The 15,858-nt window shown below is 68.9% G+C and carries 9 protein-coding genes and 1 pseudogene; 2 read left to right on the top strand and 8 right to left on the bottom strand.

Going from position 1 to position 15,858, the window contains the following annotated elements:
* Positions 1-498: 498 nt before the first annotated feature.
* Positions 499-1,047: a hypothetical protein gene (locus ACZ470_RS19365; RefSeq protein WP_468428642.1), complete on the top strand. Its 549-nt coding sequence runs from the start codon at positions 499-501 to the stop codon at positions 1,045-1,047.
* 43 nt (positions 1,048-1,090) lie between these two features.
* Positions 1,091-3,751, top strand: coding sequence for a helicase associated domain-containing protein (locus tag ACZ470_RS19360; RefSeq protein ID WP_468428640.1), 2,661 nt, complete (start codon positions 1,091-1,093; stop codon positions 3,749-3,751).
* 45 nt (positions 3,752-3,796) lie between these two features.
* On the opposite strand, the gene ACZ470_RS19355 is transcribed toward ACZ470_RS19360, so the two are convergent.
* The 8 genes and pseudogenes from ACZ470_RS19355 to ACZ470_RS19320 all read right to left on the bottom strand — a co-directional run bounded on the left by ACZ470_RS19355 (position 3,797) and on the right by ACZ470_RS19320 (position 15,619).
* Complete coding sequence (locus tag ACZ470_RS19355) at positions 3,797-4,375, bottom strand: DUF6262 family protein (RefSeq protein ID WP_468428638.1); 579 nt, start codon at positions 4,373-4,375, stop codon at positions 3,797-3,799.
* A complete protein-coding gene (locus ACZ470_RS19350) occupies positions 4,372-6,981 on the bottom strand; it encodes a tyrosine-type recombinase/integrase (protein ID WP_468428636.1) in 2,610 nt (869 codons plus the stop codon). The genes ACZ470_RS19355 and ACZ470_RS19350 overlap by 4 nt, the downstream gene beginning before the upstream one ends.
* A complete protein-coding gene (locus tag ACZ470_RS19345; protein ID WP_468428634.1) occupies positions 6,963-8,141 on the bottom strand; it encodes a tyrosine-type recombinase/integrase in 1,179 nt (392 codons plus the stop codon). Before ACZ470_RS19345 ends, ACZ470_RS19350 begins: the two co-directional genes overlap by 19 nt.
* A 376-nt stretch (positions 8,142-8,517) precedes the next feature.
* Positions 8,518-8,721 (bottom strand): annotated as a pseudogene (locus ACZ470_RS19340) (DEAD/DEAH box helicase family protein); the annotation flags it as partial.
* Positions 8,722-8,795: 74 nt separating this feature from the next.
* On the bottom strand, positions 8,796-11,804 hold the full coding sequence (locus ACZ470_RS19335) for an AAA family ATPase (protein ID WP_468428633.1): 3,009 nt from the start codon (positions 11,802-11,804) through the stop codon (positions 8,796-8,798).
* Positions 11,804-13,000, bottom strand: a complete 1,197-nt coding sequence (locus ACZ470_RS19330; protein ID WP_468428631.1) for an exonuclease SbcCD subunit D — start codon at positions 12,998-13,000, stop codon at positions 11,804-11,806. The genes ACZ470_RS19335 and ACZ470_RS19330 overlap by 1 nt, the downstream gene beginning before the upstream one ends.
* 374 nt (positions 13,001-13,374) lie before the next feature.
* Complete coding sequence (locus ACZ470_RS19325) at positions 13,375-14,700, bottom strand: ATP-dependent nuclease (RefSeq protein ID WP_468428629.1); 1,326 nt, start codon at positions 14,698-14,700, stop codon at positions 13,375-13,377.
* 238 nt (positions 14,701-14,938) lie between these two features.
* A complete protein-coding gene (locus ACZ470_RS19320; RefSeq protein WP_468428628.1) occupies positions 14,939-15,619 on the bottom strand; it encodes an SMI1/KNR4 family protein in 681 nt (226 codons plus the stop codon).
* Positions 15,620-15,858 lie beyond the last annotated feature (239 nt).

Below are 15,858 nucleotides of genomic sequence, written 5' to 3'. Positions count from 1 at the left end.
GGGAGGGATACTGAGGGCACACCAGGAGAGGAAGGGGGGGGGGGGGGGGGTGGGAGAGGGGGGAGTGGGGCTCGGTTTGTGGGGGCTCTTTCGGGGGGGGGGGACCCCCCCCCCCGCACAACCCCGATGCTGTGCATCGGGGTTGACGCTCCGTCCGCTGCGCTCCCGGAGCGGCGGGACTGCGTCCCGCTACCAGGCTTCCGCTGCGCTGCAGCCCGGGCCGGCGGGTCCGCTGCGCTCCCCCGCCTGACGGTCCTTCCGGCTGCGCCTTCAGGACCGTTGAGGCCCGCTTCGCGGGCCGGGCTGGCTGCGAGGATGAGGGGTTGCTCGTTCGTGTCGGGTGCCGGTGTAGTGGCTGCATCAGGTTGATGCGGCATGTAGTGTTGACGGAAACACCGGACACCCTCCAACCACCTGATGCGGGCCCAGATGCCCGCGCCTGTCGGAAAAGGGAAAACGCATGTGGAGTGCTCAGGACGTGGCGCGGGATCAGGCGGCGTGCGCCACGCCGTGCTCGCCGGGCGCAACGACACCGGCCGGCCCGGCAACCGGCGTCAGGCGAATAGCCTGGACGTCGCCGCCGTCGCGGAAAAGGTCGCGGAGGCCGCTGTCCGTGAGCGGGAAACCGCGGATCAGTTGAGGGGAAACGGTTCCTTCTACGAGTTCGAGATGGACCGGGAGCGGTTGGCTGTCATCTGGCTGGCCCAGCATGCTGAGTGGCGGCGCGTCAGGGACTTGATGACTGCGGTCGGTTGGAGTGTGTACGAGCCGGAACGGGACGCTCAGGGCTCGGTGTGGGCTCGTGAGCGTGAGGAACGGCTTGCTGGTGCTCTTGCGGCACAGGCCACCTTGGGGGAACGGCGGGGAGAGGAAGCCGATGAGCTGCGGGCAGAGGTCTGGCTGTCCGTCGCGTCCAGTCGGCTGGTCCGGGTGGTGGCCGGCCGGACGGGGCTGCGTCCCTCGGAGGTCCTGGCCCAGCTTGCCGAGCGGATCGTGGTGGGCGAGGACGGTACGGTGTCCGTGCCGCCTTTCACGCCGTCCCTGTGATTTCCGAAGCGAGTAGAAAAGAAGGCAGAGGAGGAGCGGGGAAATGCTGGGTATTCGGCTTCGGGAACACCAGGTGGCCCAGAAAGCGGCTTTCCGTCGGTGGGCGGAATTCCCTGCAAGATCATCCGTACCGCCGGAGGGGGCACGGGGCACGATCGTGTCCGCGACCGGATCGGGCAAGACGATCACCGCCGCCGCGTGCGCGCTGGAGTGCTTCCCGGGCGGCCGGATCCTCGTCACTGTGCCGACCCTGGACCTGCTCGTGCAGACCGCCCAGGCGTGGCGCCTGGTGGGCCACCGCTCTCCCATGGTCGGGGTGTGCTCGCTGGAGAACGACCCGGTGCTGGGCTCGCTGGGGGTGCGCACCACCACCAACCCGATCCAGCTTGCCCTGTGGGCCGGGTCCGGCCCGGTCATCGTGTTCGCCACGTACGCCTCCCTGGTGGACCGTGAGGACATCGACGCACCGATGGACCAGCGGAAGGTCCGCGGGCCAGTGGAAGCCGCCCTGGCGGGCGGGGAGCGGCTCTACGGGCAGCAGATGGCCCCGTTCGACCTTGCGATCGTGGACGAAGCCCACTCAACCGCAGGTGATCTCGGGCGGCCGTGGGCCGCGATCCATGACAACCAGCGGATTCCCGCCGACTTCCGGCTTTACCTCACCGCCACTCCACGCATCCTGGCCTCGCCCCGGCCGCAGAGGGGTCCGGAGGGCCAGGAGCTGGAGATCGCATCGATGGCCGCGGACTCCGAGACCTACGGGCCCTGGCTCGCCGAGCTCGGGCTGAGCGAGAGCATCGAACGCGGGATCCTCGCCGGGTTCGAGATCGACGTGCTGGAGATCGAAGACCCGGACTACTTCGTGGGTCTGTCCGACGAGGCGCGGCGGGGCCGGCGTCTGGCGTTGCTGCAGGCTGCGCTGCTGGAGCATGCCAGTGCCCGCAATCTCAAGACGGTGATGACCTTTCACAGCCGGGTGGAGGAGGCCGAGGCTTTCGCGGTCAATCTGCCCAGGACCGCGGCCGATCTGTATGCGGATGAGGTCACCGCCTACGCTCTCGAGGAGGCGGCCGCGCGGCCGCCCTCTGCTGTGGGCGCCGAGCCCGGCGAAGTCGAGGCCGGCCGTCACGTACCTCCGGACCGGGTGTGGTCGGCGTGGCTGTGCGGCGACCACCTCGTCGCCGAGCGGCGCGAGGTGCTGCGGCAGTTCGCCAATGGGATCGACGCGGCGGGCCGGCGCGTGCACCGGGCGTTCCTCGCCAGCTGTCGCGTGCTCGGGGAAGGCGTCGACATCACCGGTGAGCGGGGGGTCGAGGCCGTGTGCTTCGCCGACACCCGCACCTCTCAGGTCGAGATCGTGCAGAACATCGGCCGGGCGCTGCGGCCCAATCTCGACGGCACGACCAAGGTCGCCCGCATCATCGTGCCCGTCTTCCTCCAGCCCGGCGAAGAGCCGACCGACATGGTCGCCAGCGCCTCCTATGCCCCGCTCGTGGCCGTGCTCCAGGGCCTGCGCTCCCACTCCGAGCACCTCGTGGAGCAGCTCGCCAACCGGGCCCTGAGCAGCGGCAAGCGGAAGGTCCACGTCCAACGGGACGAGGAAGGCCACATCATCGCCGCCACCGGCCAAGAAGGGCAGGAGACGCAGGGCGGTGGCATGGTGGAGTCCGACCTGCTGCAGTTCTCCAGCCCTCGTGACCCCGCCACCATCGCCGCGTTCCTGCGCACCCGCGTCTACCGGCCCGAAAGCCTGGTCTGGCTGCAGGGCTACCAGGCCCTGGTCCGCTGGCGGGCGGAGAACGGGATCACGGGCCTCTACGCCGTGCCCTACGACGTTGAGACCGAGGTCGGCGTCACGAAGTCCTTTCCGCTGGGCAGGTGGGTGCACCAGCAGCGCAAGGCACTGCGGACGGGTGAGCTGGAGCCTCGGCGCAAAGAACTCCTCGACGCCCCGGAAGCCGGCATGGTCTGGGAACCAGGCGAAGAAGCCTGGGAGAAGAAACTGGCTGTCCTGCGCTCGTACCACCGCGCGCACGGGCACATGGCCCCGAGGCAGGACGCCCTGTGGGACGACCCCGCCGACGGCAAGCCCGTCCCCATCGGACAGCACCTCGCCAATCTCCGTCGCAAGGGCGGCCTCGGCAAGAACCCCGAACGCGCGCAGACACGGGCCGCACAACTCGCCGAGATCGACCCCGACTGGAACTGCCCCTGGCCCCTGGACTGGCAACGCCACTACCGCGTCCTCGCCCACCTCGCGGAGGACGAGCCCGGCGGGATACTGCCCGACATCCAGCCCGGCGTGACGTTCGACGGCGACGACCTCGGACGATGGCTGAAGCGGCAGAAACAGCCGGGCACCTGGAAGTTGCTGTCGAGCGACCAGCAGAAGCGGATGTCCAGGATCGGTGTGAAGCCCGCTGAGGTTCCGTCTTCGCCCCCGGCGCCCAGGGGCGCAGCGAAGGGGCCGAGCAAGGCCCAGCAGGCCTTCCAGCGCGGGTTGGCCGCCTTGGCGCAGTGGGTCGAACGGGAAGGTCAGCGGCCTGTGCCGCGTGGCCACGCAGAGGAGATCGCGGTCGACGGAGAAGCGGAGCCGGTGGTCGTGAAGCTGGGGGTATGGGTCTCCAACACCAAGAGCCGCCGTGACAAGCTCACCATCGAACAGCGTGCCGCGCTCACCGAGCTGGGCGTGAAATGGGCCTGAGGGAGGAAGCGTGCCGTCCCCACCTGGCGGGGCACCGAGGCTGGGTCACGGTGGCGGTGGTGGGGTGGTGAGATACGGCGCGAGTTGGGCTTCAAGGTCTGCGACGCGTTTGTCCAGGAAGCGATTGTTCTGGCGGGCGCTGGCCAGTCGTTCTTGGTGGCGTTGGTTGTCCTGAGTGAGCTGTCGTACGTGGTGCTTCAGGCTGGTGTTCTCGGTGACGATCCGCTGAAGTGATCCTTCGGGGAGATCGTGTTCGAGGTCGCGGATCTTGCCGAGGAGTTCTGCGATACGGGTGCGCTGAGTGAGGATTTCGCGCTGGGTCTGGGCGAGTGCTTCTTCGGCGTTGAGGGCGCGCTCCCTCCAGGCGGCCTGTGTGCGGCTGCGGCTGTTGGAGATTGCGGGATGAGGTCTGCTTGTACGGGTGGCCTGCTCGACAAGGGCTCTGGCCTGCTGGTTTTGGTAGAGGAAGGTGCGTGAGACGCGGGCGGTACGGGCAAGGGCTGCGACGGTGACAGGGGTATGGTCGCGCGCCATGGCCGCCAGGGCGGTCTGCAGGCGTTGAAGCATCTCTTGGGTGGCTTGGCGGCGGGCTCGTACGGCCGCGTCGGTGCGGGAAGTGCTCATGGCTGCCCTGTGGCGTCGTCGGGGGCCTGCAGTGCGGCGAGGTCGCGGGCGCGGAAAGCGGTGCTCCAGGTGCGGTGGAAGTAGTCCTGGGGGCGCCGCAGGTCGAGGGTGAGGGCTTCGTCGAGGACGCCGAGGGCGGCCAGGGCCTGCTCGAGTCCTTTGATCGCCTTGGCGGTGGGTTCGAAGACGGTGTGGAGGTAGTCGGCGGTGGCGTCATCGGGGGCGTTCTCGGCGATGGAACGCCACTGTTCGGCTTTGCGTCGCCAGTAGAGGAGGTCGGCGCCGGAGAGGACGAAGTTGTCGCAGTTCTCGCAGTCGAGTTTCCAGGGGCAGGCTCCGCCGTCGACGACGGGTTGGTAGGTGCAAAATCCGCCGTCGGCGGGCGTGCTGCGGCGGGAGAGGTCCAGGGCCAGGGCGAGGGCTGTCTCGCGGTCCATGGGGGTGGTGTCGCCGGAGAGGAGTTTGCCTGGGTGGGGTGCGCCGGGGCCGGCTACCCAGACGGTGTTCAGGACGTCTTCGAGGTCGCTGTTGGTGATCTTCACATAGTGCTCGGCCATGCGTTCGGAGAGCTGGCCGAGGTAGCGGCGGATGTGGGTAAGCGTGGCGCCGGCGCGCAGCAGGTTGGTGGCCAGGGTGTGGCGGGCCTGGTGGGCGACGTAGGCGCCGCCGAGGTCGAGGCCGGCGATCCAGGTCCTGAAACGCTCGTTGAAGTGTCCGTAGGAGATCGGCTGCCGGCCATTGGGATTGCGGATGCGGGAGGGGAACAAGGCCAGGCCGGGGCGTTCGGCAGCTGCTGGGGTGCGGCCGTAGCGCTTTTCGAAGAGCTGGAGTGTCTTGGTGCGGCGGGCATCGAGGCGCTGGTAGATGGGCTCGGGGATGCGGATGCCCTCGTTGTAGTTGCCGACCTTGGTCTGGTCGTGCCACAGCATGGCCAGACCGCGGTAGCGGCCGGTGCAGTCCAGCCGCAGTCCGACGACCTCGCTGCAGCGGCGCCCGGTGGCGACGATGGTCTCCCAGATGTCCCGCAGGCCACGGTCGTTGAGGTCGAGTTCCTCCAGGCGGCGCAGGTTGGTCTCGTCGGTCAGCGCGCGGGCGACGTCGTCGCTGAAGGGGTTGCGGGAACGCTGCTTGAGGCCGGCGCCACCGAAGGGGATGGCGGTCAGGAAGCCGGTGTCCATGCCGAGGCCTTCGGCGTGGCCGGCGGTGATGGCGCTGTAGAGCAGCTTGCGTGCCCCGTTGAAGACGAATTGGCAGCTCAGATCGGTGACGGTGGGAGATCGTCCGTCGACCAGGACCATGCCCAGGGACGGCAGGCCGTGGCGGGCGCGGTGGCGCTGGTCGGCGACGAACCGCTCGGCGTGCTCACGGCGCAGCACGGTCGGGTCGTGGCCGGCGGCGGGGGCGTCGGTTTCGAGGAAGACGCCCAGTTCGACGGCGGCGCGGCGCATCTGGTCGAAGGGGCCTCTGGTGCGGGGGCACTGCGGGGATCTGAGCCACTCGGCGAGATGGTCCCAGAGCAGGTCACGCAGCCACCGCTGCGGTACGGCGGTGATGTTGAAGTGGCTCTGGGCGTTCTTGAAGCGCCGCCCGAAGTGATCGGTCTCCAGGAAGCCGGCGTCCTTGGTGTCGGAGGGGCTGTAGTAGACGCAGCGCAGGCCGTTGACGATTTCCCAGACGATCTTGCGGACCTCGGAGTCCATCTGCTTGCGCGTGAGGTCTTTGTAGCCATCGTCGTGCAGGTCCATCAGGGACGTGATGCCGCCTCGCCGGCAATGTCTGACGAGATTCCTGATGCCGTTGGTGGTCCACTCGGAGTGCTGTGCGGCCTGGGCATGGGTGTGCAGGCCCCACTGGATCTCGGCCCGCAGCAGAGGAGGCAGCGGGTGGAGGTTGACCAGTCCCGGCTGTGACACAGGTTCCGTGGTGGCACACCATGCGTGGAAGGCGGACTCGTCGTCGTAGGTCACGGGGAGCGGGCGTCCGTCTGCGATGCGGCCGTGGATGCGTTCCGACCGGGCTCCTCCCGGACGCTGCTCGGTTTGGTAGCGGGTCTGGTGCTGGATGCACAATCCCACCGAGCTGCAGGCCAAGAACGGACAGCGGGCCTTGCAGAGGCCGAAGCCGGGTAACGCGTGCTGGTCCAGAGCCCATCGTCCGAGGTGGTTCCGGTCGACAGGCGCCGCCGAGCCATACTGCCAGCGGTTCTGGTGCTGCTGGCACAACTGGGTCGTGGGGCTGAGGGCCGGGCGGTCCGGGCAGATCCGGCAGCGCCCGTAGTCCACTCCCCGCGCGGCCGGAAGAGGCGTTGCGGCGCGCATGAAAGCGCGCTTGGACTGGCCGGCCCGCTCTGCCTGTTCCCACTCCTGACAGTGGGAACCGCACAGGTTGTGGCTGACGCGGCGGATGCGTTCACAGCCGTCGACGCCGCACTGCCAGGCGTAGACCGGGTGGTGAGGCGGGATAAAGATCAGCGTGTCGCGGAAGAGCGGGTCGAATGCGGGGGCCTCTATGAGGGCTGTGAGCAGTTCGAGCCGGTCGCGGCCGATGCGGGTGGTGTCGGTGCGGCCGGGCAACAGCGTCAGCGGGATCACGGCCGTGTCCCCCACACCTGCTCCAGCGCCGCGGTGAAGATCGGGTCGTGGACGTCTACGTGGCCGTAGACCTGCTCGACGGTCGCGGCCGAGGCCCAGCCGCCGGCCTCCCGCGCGATCACCGCGTTACCCCGTGCGGCGTCCAGCACCGCAGTGGCGAAGCTGTGCCGGAAGGCGTGCGGGACCACCCGTCCGATCTCCACCCGGGCTGCGGCCCGGCGCAGCATGCCGCGGGCCGCAGCAGTGGTCCACGGCTGGCCCCGGGTGGGGCCGTGCAGGCTGACCAGGAGCATGCCGTGAGCGGTCTGGGCGGGGTACTGGGTGGTGATGTACTCGAAGTAGGTGTGGATCATCGCCGGGCTCGCCCGGCGCACTGTCCCGCCGCTTACGGCGTTGTCCTGCCAGGTCCAGGGTGTCTTGGTCTTGACCCGGGCCCGGTTGGCGTTGTCCTCACGGTGGCAGATGTGCACATGCGGCCCCCGGCACTGACCACACGTGGCCTGCTCCCGCAGGTGCAGGTCGACCAGGCCCAGCCCGCACAGCTCGCCGATCCGGAAACCGCCGTCGGCCAGCCACGTGACCACCATCCGGTCCCGCGCGCACGACACCGCCCCCAGCAGCAAATCCCGGGCGCCCTCGGGCAGCATCTTCGGATGCCGACGCACCCGCTCCGCCGGAGCCAGAGGGTTCGCGGGCATGCTGTGCAGGACGTGCCCGAGCATCGCCCGCCGCCGATCCGCCCGCGTCGGCAACCTCGTCACACGCAGCGCCTCCGCCACCGGCGCGTTCACGCCCCGGATGCCCAGGTGAAGGTAAAAGCCCTTCAGACAGGCCGCCGCAGTCTTCAACGCGCTGTGCCCGTAGGGGCGCTTGCCCTCCCGCCACGGCAGACCGAACGGCCCCGGATAATCCGCCCCCAAAGCCGCCATGTAGTGCCGCAGATCCTCCAGCGACACCGACTCCACCGTCAGGCCCGCAAAGCGGAGCCACCGCAGATGATCCACCAGCGCATACGCATACGTCCGGTCCGTACCCGCCCGGCAGGTGCGCAGGAATCCGTCCGCCTCCGCCACCACCGAGCAGTCCGTATCCACGACCGTGTAGGAAACCCGCCCGTCCCCGCGAACGATCTCCTGCACCCGTAACTCGCCCACCACCAACCGACCACCCACCATGTGGCGCCTCCTCCAGACCCAGAGCCGCCCCGCTGGCGGAACCCTCCGGCCCCGAGTCCACACCCCTCCCCGCGTCCCCGGACCACTCCACGCGAACGTCCCACACACCCAGGTCACGGTTGGTAAAATCGACGACGACCAGGTCCCAGGGCGGCAGGCGGTGGTCGCGGTGGGCTGCGATCACGGCGGGCAGCGAGGCGTAGGTGGCGTAGGCGGTGACCGGCCCGGGGCGGGGTGTGGCGGTGAGGGGGGTGAGTTCTGTGGGGTCGGTGGTGAGGGGGATGTCGGCGCCGAGGGGCTCGTGGTCGAGGGCTTGGCGGGCCGAGCACACCGCCACGGCGATCCCTTTACGGCCGGCCATGTGCCAGGAGCGGACCGTCTGCGACAGCAGGTCCAGTGTGGGCAGGAGGACCAGGACACGGCCGCGGGGGGCGATGCGGGAGGTGGTCCGGGCGGCGATCAGGGTTTTGCCGGTGCCGCAGGCGGCGATGACGCTCGCGCGGGTGTGGCGGCGGAGCGTGGCGGCAGCGGCGGCGACGGCTTCTTTTTGGTGGGGCCGTAGCTCGATGTCGGGGGCCATGGAGGTGCAGCGCTCCGTGAGGGTCGGCTGGGTGCTCAGGAGGGCGTGGCAAAAGCTCCGCTCTCCTGAGCAGGTTATTCGGCTGCTTCGGTCAGGTGGGCGAGGGTGGAGCCGGTGGGGCCTTTTCGGACGTGGAGGCGCTGGGTGATGCGGCGGCGTAGTTCGGGGATGTGGCTGATGACGCCGACGGTGCGGTCGTGGGCGCGCAGGGAGTCCAGGACGTCGAGGACGTTGTGGAGGGTGTCGTCGTCGAGGGTGCCGAAGCCTTCGTCGATGAAGAGGGTGTCCAGGGGGTTGCCGCCGGCTTCGTGGGTGACGACGTCGGCCAGGCCGAGGGCGAGGGAGAGGGAGGCGAAGAAGGATTCGCCGCCGGAGAGGGTGTCTGTCTTGCGGGGGTGGCCGGTCCAGGCGTCGGTGATTTCCAGGCCGAGGCCGGAGCGGGCGCCGTGGGCGGCTTGGTGGTCGGAGTGGCGCAGGGCGTAGCGGCCTTCGGACATCAGGTGCAGGCGGGTGTTGGCGGCGGCGACGACCTGTTCGAGGCGGGCGGCCAGGACGTAGGCCTCCAGTTGCATGCGGACGCGGGTGCCGGAGGCGTTGCCGGTGGCGAGGTCGGCGAGGTGGCGGGCGGTGCTGTGGGCCTGCTCGAGTGCCTTCAGGCGCTCGACGACTTCGGCCAGAGTGCTGGTGAGGTCGGTGAGTTGCGTGGTGCGGGTCTGGGCGGTGTTGGAGGCGGTGACCGCTTGGGCGTGCTGGTCGTCTGCTGCGGCGCGCAGGGTTGCCGCCGTTTCGATGTCGGCGGCCGGCTGGGCGGCTGCTTGCTGTAGGAGGGGGTCGTCGAGGACGGCTTGATGGGAGGCGCGGGCCTCCCGCCATGTGTTGATTTCTTCCTCGAGGTTGGTTAGGTCCTGTTCGCTGAGCAGGGCCTGTTCGGCTTCGGTGAGCGTGCCGAATCCCTGGGTTGTGGCAGCGTCGGTGGCTTCGCCCGTGCGCGTGTGCAGGGTGTGGCTGGCGGTGGCTGCGGTGCGGGAGGCTTCGACTGCCTGCTCGAGCTGGTCGGCGGTGCGGGTGAGGTCGTCGATGCGGGCCGCGAGGGTGGGGGCGGTGCCGCGGGCGGCGTCGAGTTTCGCGGTGAGTTCTGCGTGCCGCTGGGACAGGTTGTCGTAGTTGGCGTTGCGGTCGGACAGCCCTGCGGTGGCGGTGCTGTCCTGCTGGGTCATGGCCGTGTGTTCCCGGTCGAGGGTGAAGAGTTCCTCCTCGACGTTCCTGCGGTCGGCGGCACGTTTGAGGGAGTCGGCCAGCTGCTGGGTGAGTGTGTCGTGGTCGGCTTTGAGGCTGGCCAGCGGGGTGTCGCCGGCTTCGCCTGTGGCAGCGGCGGCGTTCTCGCGCAGCTTATGCAGCTCAGCCTCGATCTTGTCGCGCTGCTGCTGGAGACGCTGGTGGGTCTTCTCGGCGGCTTGTTCGTCCTCGCGCGTGGGATGCCCGTCAGGTGCCTGGGCGGGGTTCGGGTGGGAGCAGGAGCCGCATACCGGGCACGGTGCGCCGTCGGTGAGGTCGGTGGCGAGTTCGGCGGCCATTCCTTCGGTGCGTCGGCGGCGGATGCCGATGTGGGCCTGGGCAGCCTTCTCGGTCTCCTCCTCGGCGGCGGCCAGGTGCTGCTCGGTGGCGGTGATCTGTGCACGGTGGGCGTCGCGTCGTTCGGCGGCCGTCACGCGGCCGGTCAGGCTCTCCAGCTGGGTCTGCTGGCGCCGGCTTTCTTCCTCGGCCTGGCGGGCCGACTCCCGGCGGATCTCCAGGGCGGCTCGCTGGGCGGTCTCCTTCTCGAGCCAGTCGCGTGCGGTGCGCTGCTGGACGGCGAAGTCCTGCCGCTCGGCGTCGATCTGCTTCAGTTCGGCGGTGAGCTGGTGGAGTCCGGTTTCCTCAGGAAGGAGGGTGTTCAGCACGGCGATGTCGTCGCGGATGCGCTGTCCGGCCGCGGCGAGGCCGGCGGCCTCCAGTGCGGCATGCTCGGGAAGGAGCAGGGTTCGGGCGTCGCTTTCACGACTCTGGGCGCGGGTGTGGTCGGTGCGGGCGGTGCTGAGAGTGTGCAGCAGGGGTGCCAGTCGCTGGGCCCTTCGAGCCTGTTCCCGGCGCCGGGCGAGGGCTTCTTGGTGTGGGGTCTGCTCGTCCAGCCGGTCCAGTTGTTCACGGGCGGTGGCGTAGGTGGTCTGCTGCCTGTGCAGTTCGCGGGCGGCGGCTTCCAGCTTCTGCTGGGCGAGCTGGTTGCTCTTTGTGTTCTCGGCGTCTGCCTGGGCGGTGAGGGCGTCGGCCTGGCTGGCCTGGATGAGGTCGCCTGCCCAGGTCAGAGCAGGGTCGGTCAGGGCGTGCGCGGCATCGGGCGTGGGGGCGTCGTGCTGGGATTTCAGGTCCGGGCCGGCGGCCTGGTGGATGCGGGCCGCCAGGTGCAGGACCTCGTCGCGGGCGGCGTCGCGGTTCTTCTGGGTGGTGCGGCTGTGGTCGCTCAGCCAGCGTTCGATGAAGGCGTAGCGGTCGGTGTGGAAGAGCTTGCCGAGGAGTTCGCGGCGTTTGCTGGCGTCGGCGTAGAGGAATTTGGTGAATTCGTTCTGGGGCAGGAGAACGACCTGGCAGAACTGGGTCCGGCTCATGCCGAGCAGGTCCTTGATCTCCTTGCCTGTCTCCTGGTGGGACTTGCTGGAGGCCTCCCAGTGGCCCTTTCCCGCGGAGTCGGTGGTCCACCGGCTGAGCCGGGTCTCGGCCTTCTGGAGGGTTTCGCCCGTGCCGTTCTTCTTGGGGCGCATCTGCTGGGGGACGCGGTCGATGAGCATCCGGTGGCCGGAGATGGTGACGTCGAGGGTGACCTGGGTGAGCAGGTCGGCTGGGGCGTGGTGGCTGCGCAGCTCCAGGGTGCGGTCGACCGGGGGTTCGCCGTACAGGGCGAAGCAGATGGCGGTGAACAGGGTGCTTTTTCCGGCGCCGGTGTCGCCGTGCAGGAGGAACAGGCCGTCGGCGGACAGAGCGTCGAAGTCGACGGTGTGGGTGCCGGCGAAGGGGCCGAAGGCCTGCAGGGTGAGGTGGTGCAGGCGCATCAGACGGTTTCCTTCTGCAGTTCGTTCACGCGGGCGGCGTCGACGGCCTGCTGGAGCAGGGCGTGTTCGTCGGGCGTGGGGGCGCTGCCGCGCAGGTCGGTGATGAAGTCGCAGGCGATGTCGAGTTCGGTGCGGTCTTGGAGGCGTTCGGTGTAGGTGGGGGTGTCGGTGGTCTGGGCGGGGATGAAGGCGCGCTGGTGCTTGAGGCTGAGTGTGTGGGGGAAGCGGCGGCGCAGCCGGGCCATGGCTTCGAAGGGCAGGGCCGGGTCGGTGAGGGTGACCTCGAGCCAGGCGTCCTTGAGTGTTTCGTGGGCGGGGTCGTTGAGGAGGTCTTCGAGGAGGCCTTGGATGCGTTCCAGGCGGTGGGGGGCTGGGCAGGGCAGGCGGGTGATGGCGGGGGCCGTGCCGGGTGTGAGGTCGACCAGGGTGAAGGACTTGGTGTGGGCGGCTTCGGAGAAGGAGTAGGGCAGGGGGGAGCCGCTGTAGTGGGCGCGGTCGGTGATCTTCTGGGGGCCGTGGAGGTGGCCGAGGGCGACGTAGTCGATGCCGTCGAAGACGTCCGCGCCGACGTGGGCGACACCGCCGACGCTGATGTCGCGTTCGCTGGTCGACTCCTCTACCCGGGGTTCCTCGCTCTGGCCGGTGCCGGGGGTGACGAAGGCGTGGGCGAGGACCACGGAACGGGTCCCGGCCGGCTGGCGGTTGGTGAGGTCGGCGTGGATCTTGTGCAGGGCGGCGGTCAGCACTGCGCGGTGGGATGCGGTCTCTGCCTCGAGCTGGGTGCGGACCATCGACGGCTCGAGGTAGGGGATGCCGTACACGGCGACGGGGCCGTCGGGATCGTTGAGGACGACGGGGACGTCGCAGGTGTCCGGGTCGGTACGCAGGTGGATGCCGGCGCGGGCGAAGAGGCCGGATCCGACGCCGAGGCGGTGGGCCGAGTCGTGGTTTCCGCTGATCATGATGATCGGCACGCCGAGGTCGGCGAGCTGGTGCAGGGCGCGGTTGAACAGGAGCACGGCGTCCAGGCTGGGGATGGCTCGGTCGTAGATGTCACCGGCCACGAGGATGGCGTCGACGGCCTCGGTACGGGCTGTGGCGACCATGTGGTCGAGGAAGGCACGTTGGGCAGGGATCAGGTCTTCTCCGTGGAACCGGCGGCCCAGGTGCCAGTCCGAAGTGTGCAGAAACCGCATGAACACAGAAGGTAACTACTGTGGGGGGTGCTGTGGGTGGTTTTCCTGATAAACGGTGTTCCGGAGTTGGTGCGCGGTGTCCATGGTGAACGGTTTCCTCGCCTGCCGCGCCGCGCGCTTGCGGCTGCTGTGCCAGCGGGTGATTGTCAGTGGCAGGCGGCAAGATAGGTGGTGGGGGAAGGAGGATGTGATGTCGTTATCGCGTTCTACCGGTACTGGGTCCACCGTTGCACCGAATGGGTGCCGCTGGTGTGGGATTGAGGCGCGCGGGCATGGCCGGCAGCACATCGTGGGGGTGGGCTGGCATGTCTGGACGGCGCCGACGCTGCAGCAGCGCAAGGAGCGGATGCTGCAGCGGCGCGCCGTGAGGCCGGTCAGGCAGCCAGGGCCCGGAGGTCGCTGAAGGCCTTGGTCAGCTGCGAGGGGACGTCTTCGCGGGTTGTGAGGGTGGTGACCAGGCCGTAGAGCATGTCGTCCTTGCCGTCGGGACTGGTGTGCTCCGCCTGTTCTTTGATCATCGTCAGGACGTGGGCGCTGAACTTGCCGCCGCGGTGTGCGGCGAAGTCCTCGGCGGTCCACTGGACGCCTTCGGGGCGGGGCCAGTGGGTGTTGGCGGCTGTGGCCCACTGGGCGTCGGTGAAGAGTTCCTCGAGTTCGTTGAACCCGTCTGCCTCGCCGATCCACGTGACCTGGGTGTCGAGGTCGAGTCCGGCCTTGATCAGTCTTTCCGTCCTGAAGTGCTTGTTGGTGCGGCTGTCGGCGTCGACCATCAGCATGACGGTGCGGCGGTTCTTGACGAGGTACCCGGCCAGGTGGAGGGCGCCTTCGTTGTTGCCGCAGGCCCACAGGGCAATGCCCGCCGCCTGGAGGGGCAGGCCCTGGGAGAGGCGGAACAGCAGCGGCAGGCACTGCTGTTCCGTGGGGCCCTCGACGGCGAGGAAGCACCGTTCGTGCAGCAGGACGGAGTTGCGCAGCCCCACGGCGGAGGCGATCTGTCCGAGGTGGAAGTCGATCCCTTCGTGGGATTCGTCCGTGAGGCGTTCGACGATGGTGCGGCCGCTGTCGCCGAGGCGGAGGTGGACGACGTCGGCGATGTCGACACCGTCAATGAGGTTCATCGAGTGGGTGGCGACGACGACGCTGACGTGGGGCAGGGCGCACTGTTTGCGGATGATGTCCATGACGGTGCGCTGGTGGCGGTAGTCCAGGTGAGTGTCGGGCTCGTCGTAGACGACGATCGTCTGGGTCGGCTCCGCATCCCCCTCCCCCGTGGCGAGTTCGCTGTTCTCGAGCAGGTTGCTGGTCCACACCCATACCGCGAGCGCGATCCGGCGGTTGCTGCCCTGCCCGGAGCGGGTGAGGTCCACCGGCTCACCGTCGGCCTTGGAGACTTCCAGAGGAGCGCGCTTGAAGCCGCCCTTGAAGGAAACCTCGGGCTTGACCTGCACGCCGACGAACTCCCGGCAGTGCTGGCGGATGTGCCGGCACAGGGAGTCGGCTTCCTTCTCCAGGCGCTGGGTGATCTCCGTTTCGATCTCCCTGACCCTGCCCTGGAGCGTTTCGTCCTCCAGGTAGGTCTCGTAGCAGCTGCTCAGCGCGGTACGCACCGCGTCATCGGGCTTCTCGTCCTTGCCTCCGAACGGCAGCAGGCGCGGCAGACGCTCCTGGAGTTCCTTGGGCAGCGGCTGCCACTGCTCCACCTGCGGCGCCGTGGCAGCGTAGGCGGGCCAGCTCGCGGATGGAGGCGTTCTCCAACCGCCGGTCGCGACGGATCCGCTCGAACAACTCAACACGCTGCAAAGCCCGGCCTCCTGACACGGCCGTAATCAAGAACTCACACAGCGTGATACCGGTCGCGAATCCGGGTCAATACCGCACTACTCCAAACGAGTGCACGAGCCTCTGAGCGCCCGTGCGCGGTGGGTCGACTCCGGGTGCTCAGATTGCCTGCAGTGCTGTGCGCTCGGCGTGACGCAGCCAGTCAGTGTACCAGCGAGCGAAGGCCATTGGAGTCCCGTCGTCGCTCTGAAGGGGGGCCAGGTCAGCCTCGTCCGCACGATCGTCGGTCCATATCGTGCCTCGGTGGGCGCCGCTGATCACCAGCCAGTTACGCAGGGCGCAGCCGCGATGGGAGATGACGATGGCGCCGACGGTGCGATCAGGGTTGAACATGACAGCGTCCCAGCGTGCGTCCCACGCTTCGATGGCGTTGTCGAACTCTTCGATTTCGTCGAAGTCCTCTTCCTCGGGGCACTGGGCCGCCAGTTCCTCCAGTAGCTTCGGGTCCGGACCCTGCTCGGGGAACGGCTCGGCAAGCCGGGAAAGATCTGCCAGCTCGGCGCCGTCGCCCTCCCACCGCCAGCGGCCTTGCACTCGCCGCACCGGGAACACGCCATAGGCGGGCCCAGCGCCACCCGCGCCGACACACAGGAGGAAGGTTCGGAAGTCCTCCGGCAGCGTCACCTTCATCTGTGCCTCGAGCTCTGCGAGCTCGGCGTGGCTGAGCGGCTGCTCCAGAACCCATTTGTGGCCCAAGGCCCCGAATACGTCGTTGCTCGCGGGGGACGTCCCCAAAGCCTCGACCCGTTGAAGGATGCCCGCCCACTGCTGATCAGTCATGAGCAAAAGGTAGGTGCCGCCACCGACATTGACGTCTACGGGGCCTCCTGGAAGCCAGGTGGGGCCAATTCAAACCGTTCCTACCCGGGGCCAGACGAAGCCGTCACAGCGGGGCCAAAGAAGACCGTCCTAGACACCTGAATACGCGTAGCTGCTCATCCCAGCGCGCAGCGTCAGGTCGCGCGTGGCTCCCACGGTTGGGCGCACATCGTCGGGCGGCGTGTCTGCTTGCCCGCCGC

This window comes from Streptomyces sp. NPDC031111 (assembly GCF_055570675.1).
The sequence above is the reverse complement of the archived record's forward strand: the minus strand, read 5'-3'. Positions and strand labels throughout refer to the sequence as shown.

What these genes read in the sequence shown, in the direction of transcription:
- ACZ470_RS19360 (WP_468428640.1), top strand. Translation starts at nt 1,091, where the DNA reads ATGCTGGGTATTCGGCTTCGGGAACACCAGGTGGCCCAGAAAGCGGCT.
- ACZ470_RS19355 (WP_468428638.1), bottom strand. Translation starts at nt 4,375, where the DNA reads ATGAGCACTTCCCGCACCGACGCGGCCGTACGAGCCCGCCGCCAAGCC.
- ACZ470_RS19345 (WP_468428634.1), bottom strand. Translation starts at nt 8,141, where the DNA reads ATGGTGGGTGGTCGGTTGGTGGTGGGCGAGTTACGGGTGCAGGAGATC.
- ACZ470_RS19335 (WP_468428633.1), bottom strand. Translation starts at nt 11,804, where the DNA reads ATGCGCCTGCACCACCTCACCCTGCAGGCCTTCGGCCCCTTCGCCGGC.
- ACZ470_RS19330 (WP_468428631.1), bottom strand. Translation starts at nt 13,000, where the DNA reads ATGCGGTTTCTGCACACTTCGGACTGGCACCTGGGCCGCCGGTTCCAC.
- ACZ470_RS19320 (WP_468428628.1), bottom strand. Translation starts at nt 15,619, where the DNA reads ATGACTGATCAGCAGTGGGCGGGCATCCTTCAACGGGTCGAGGCTTTG.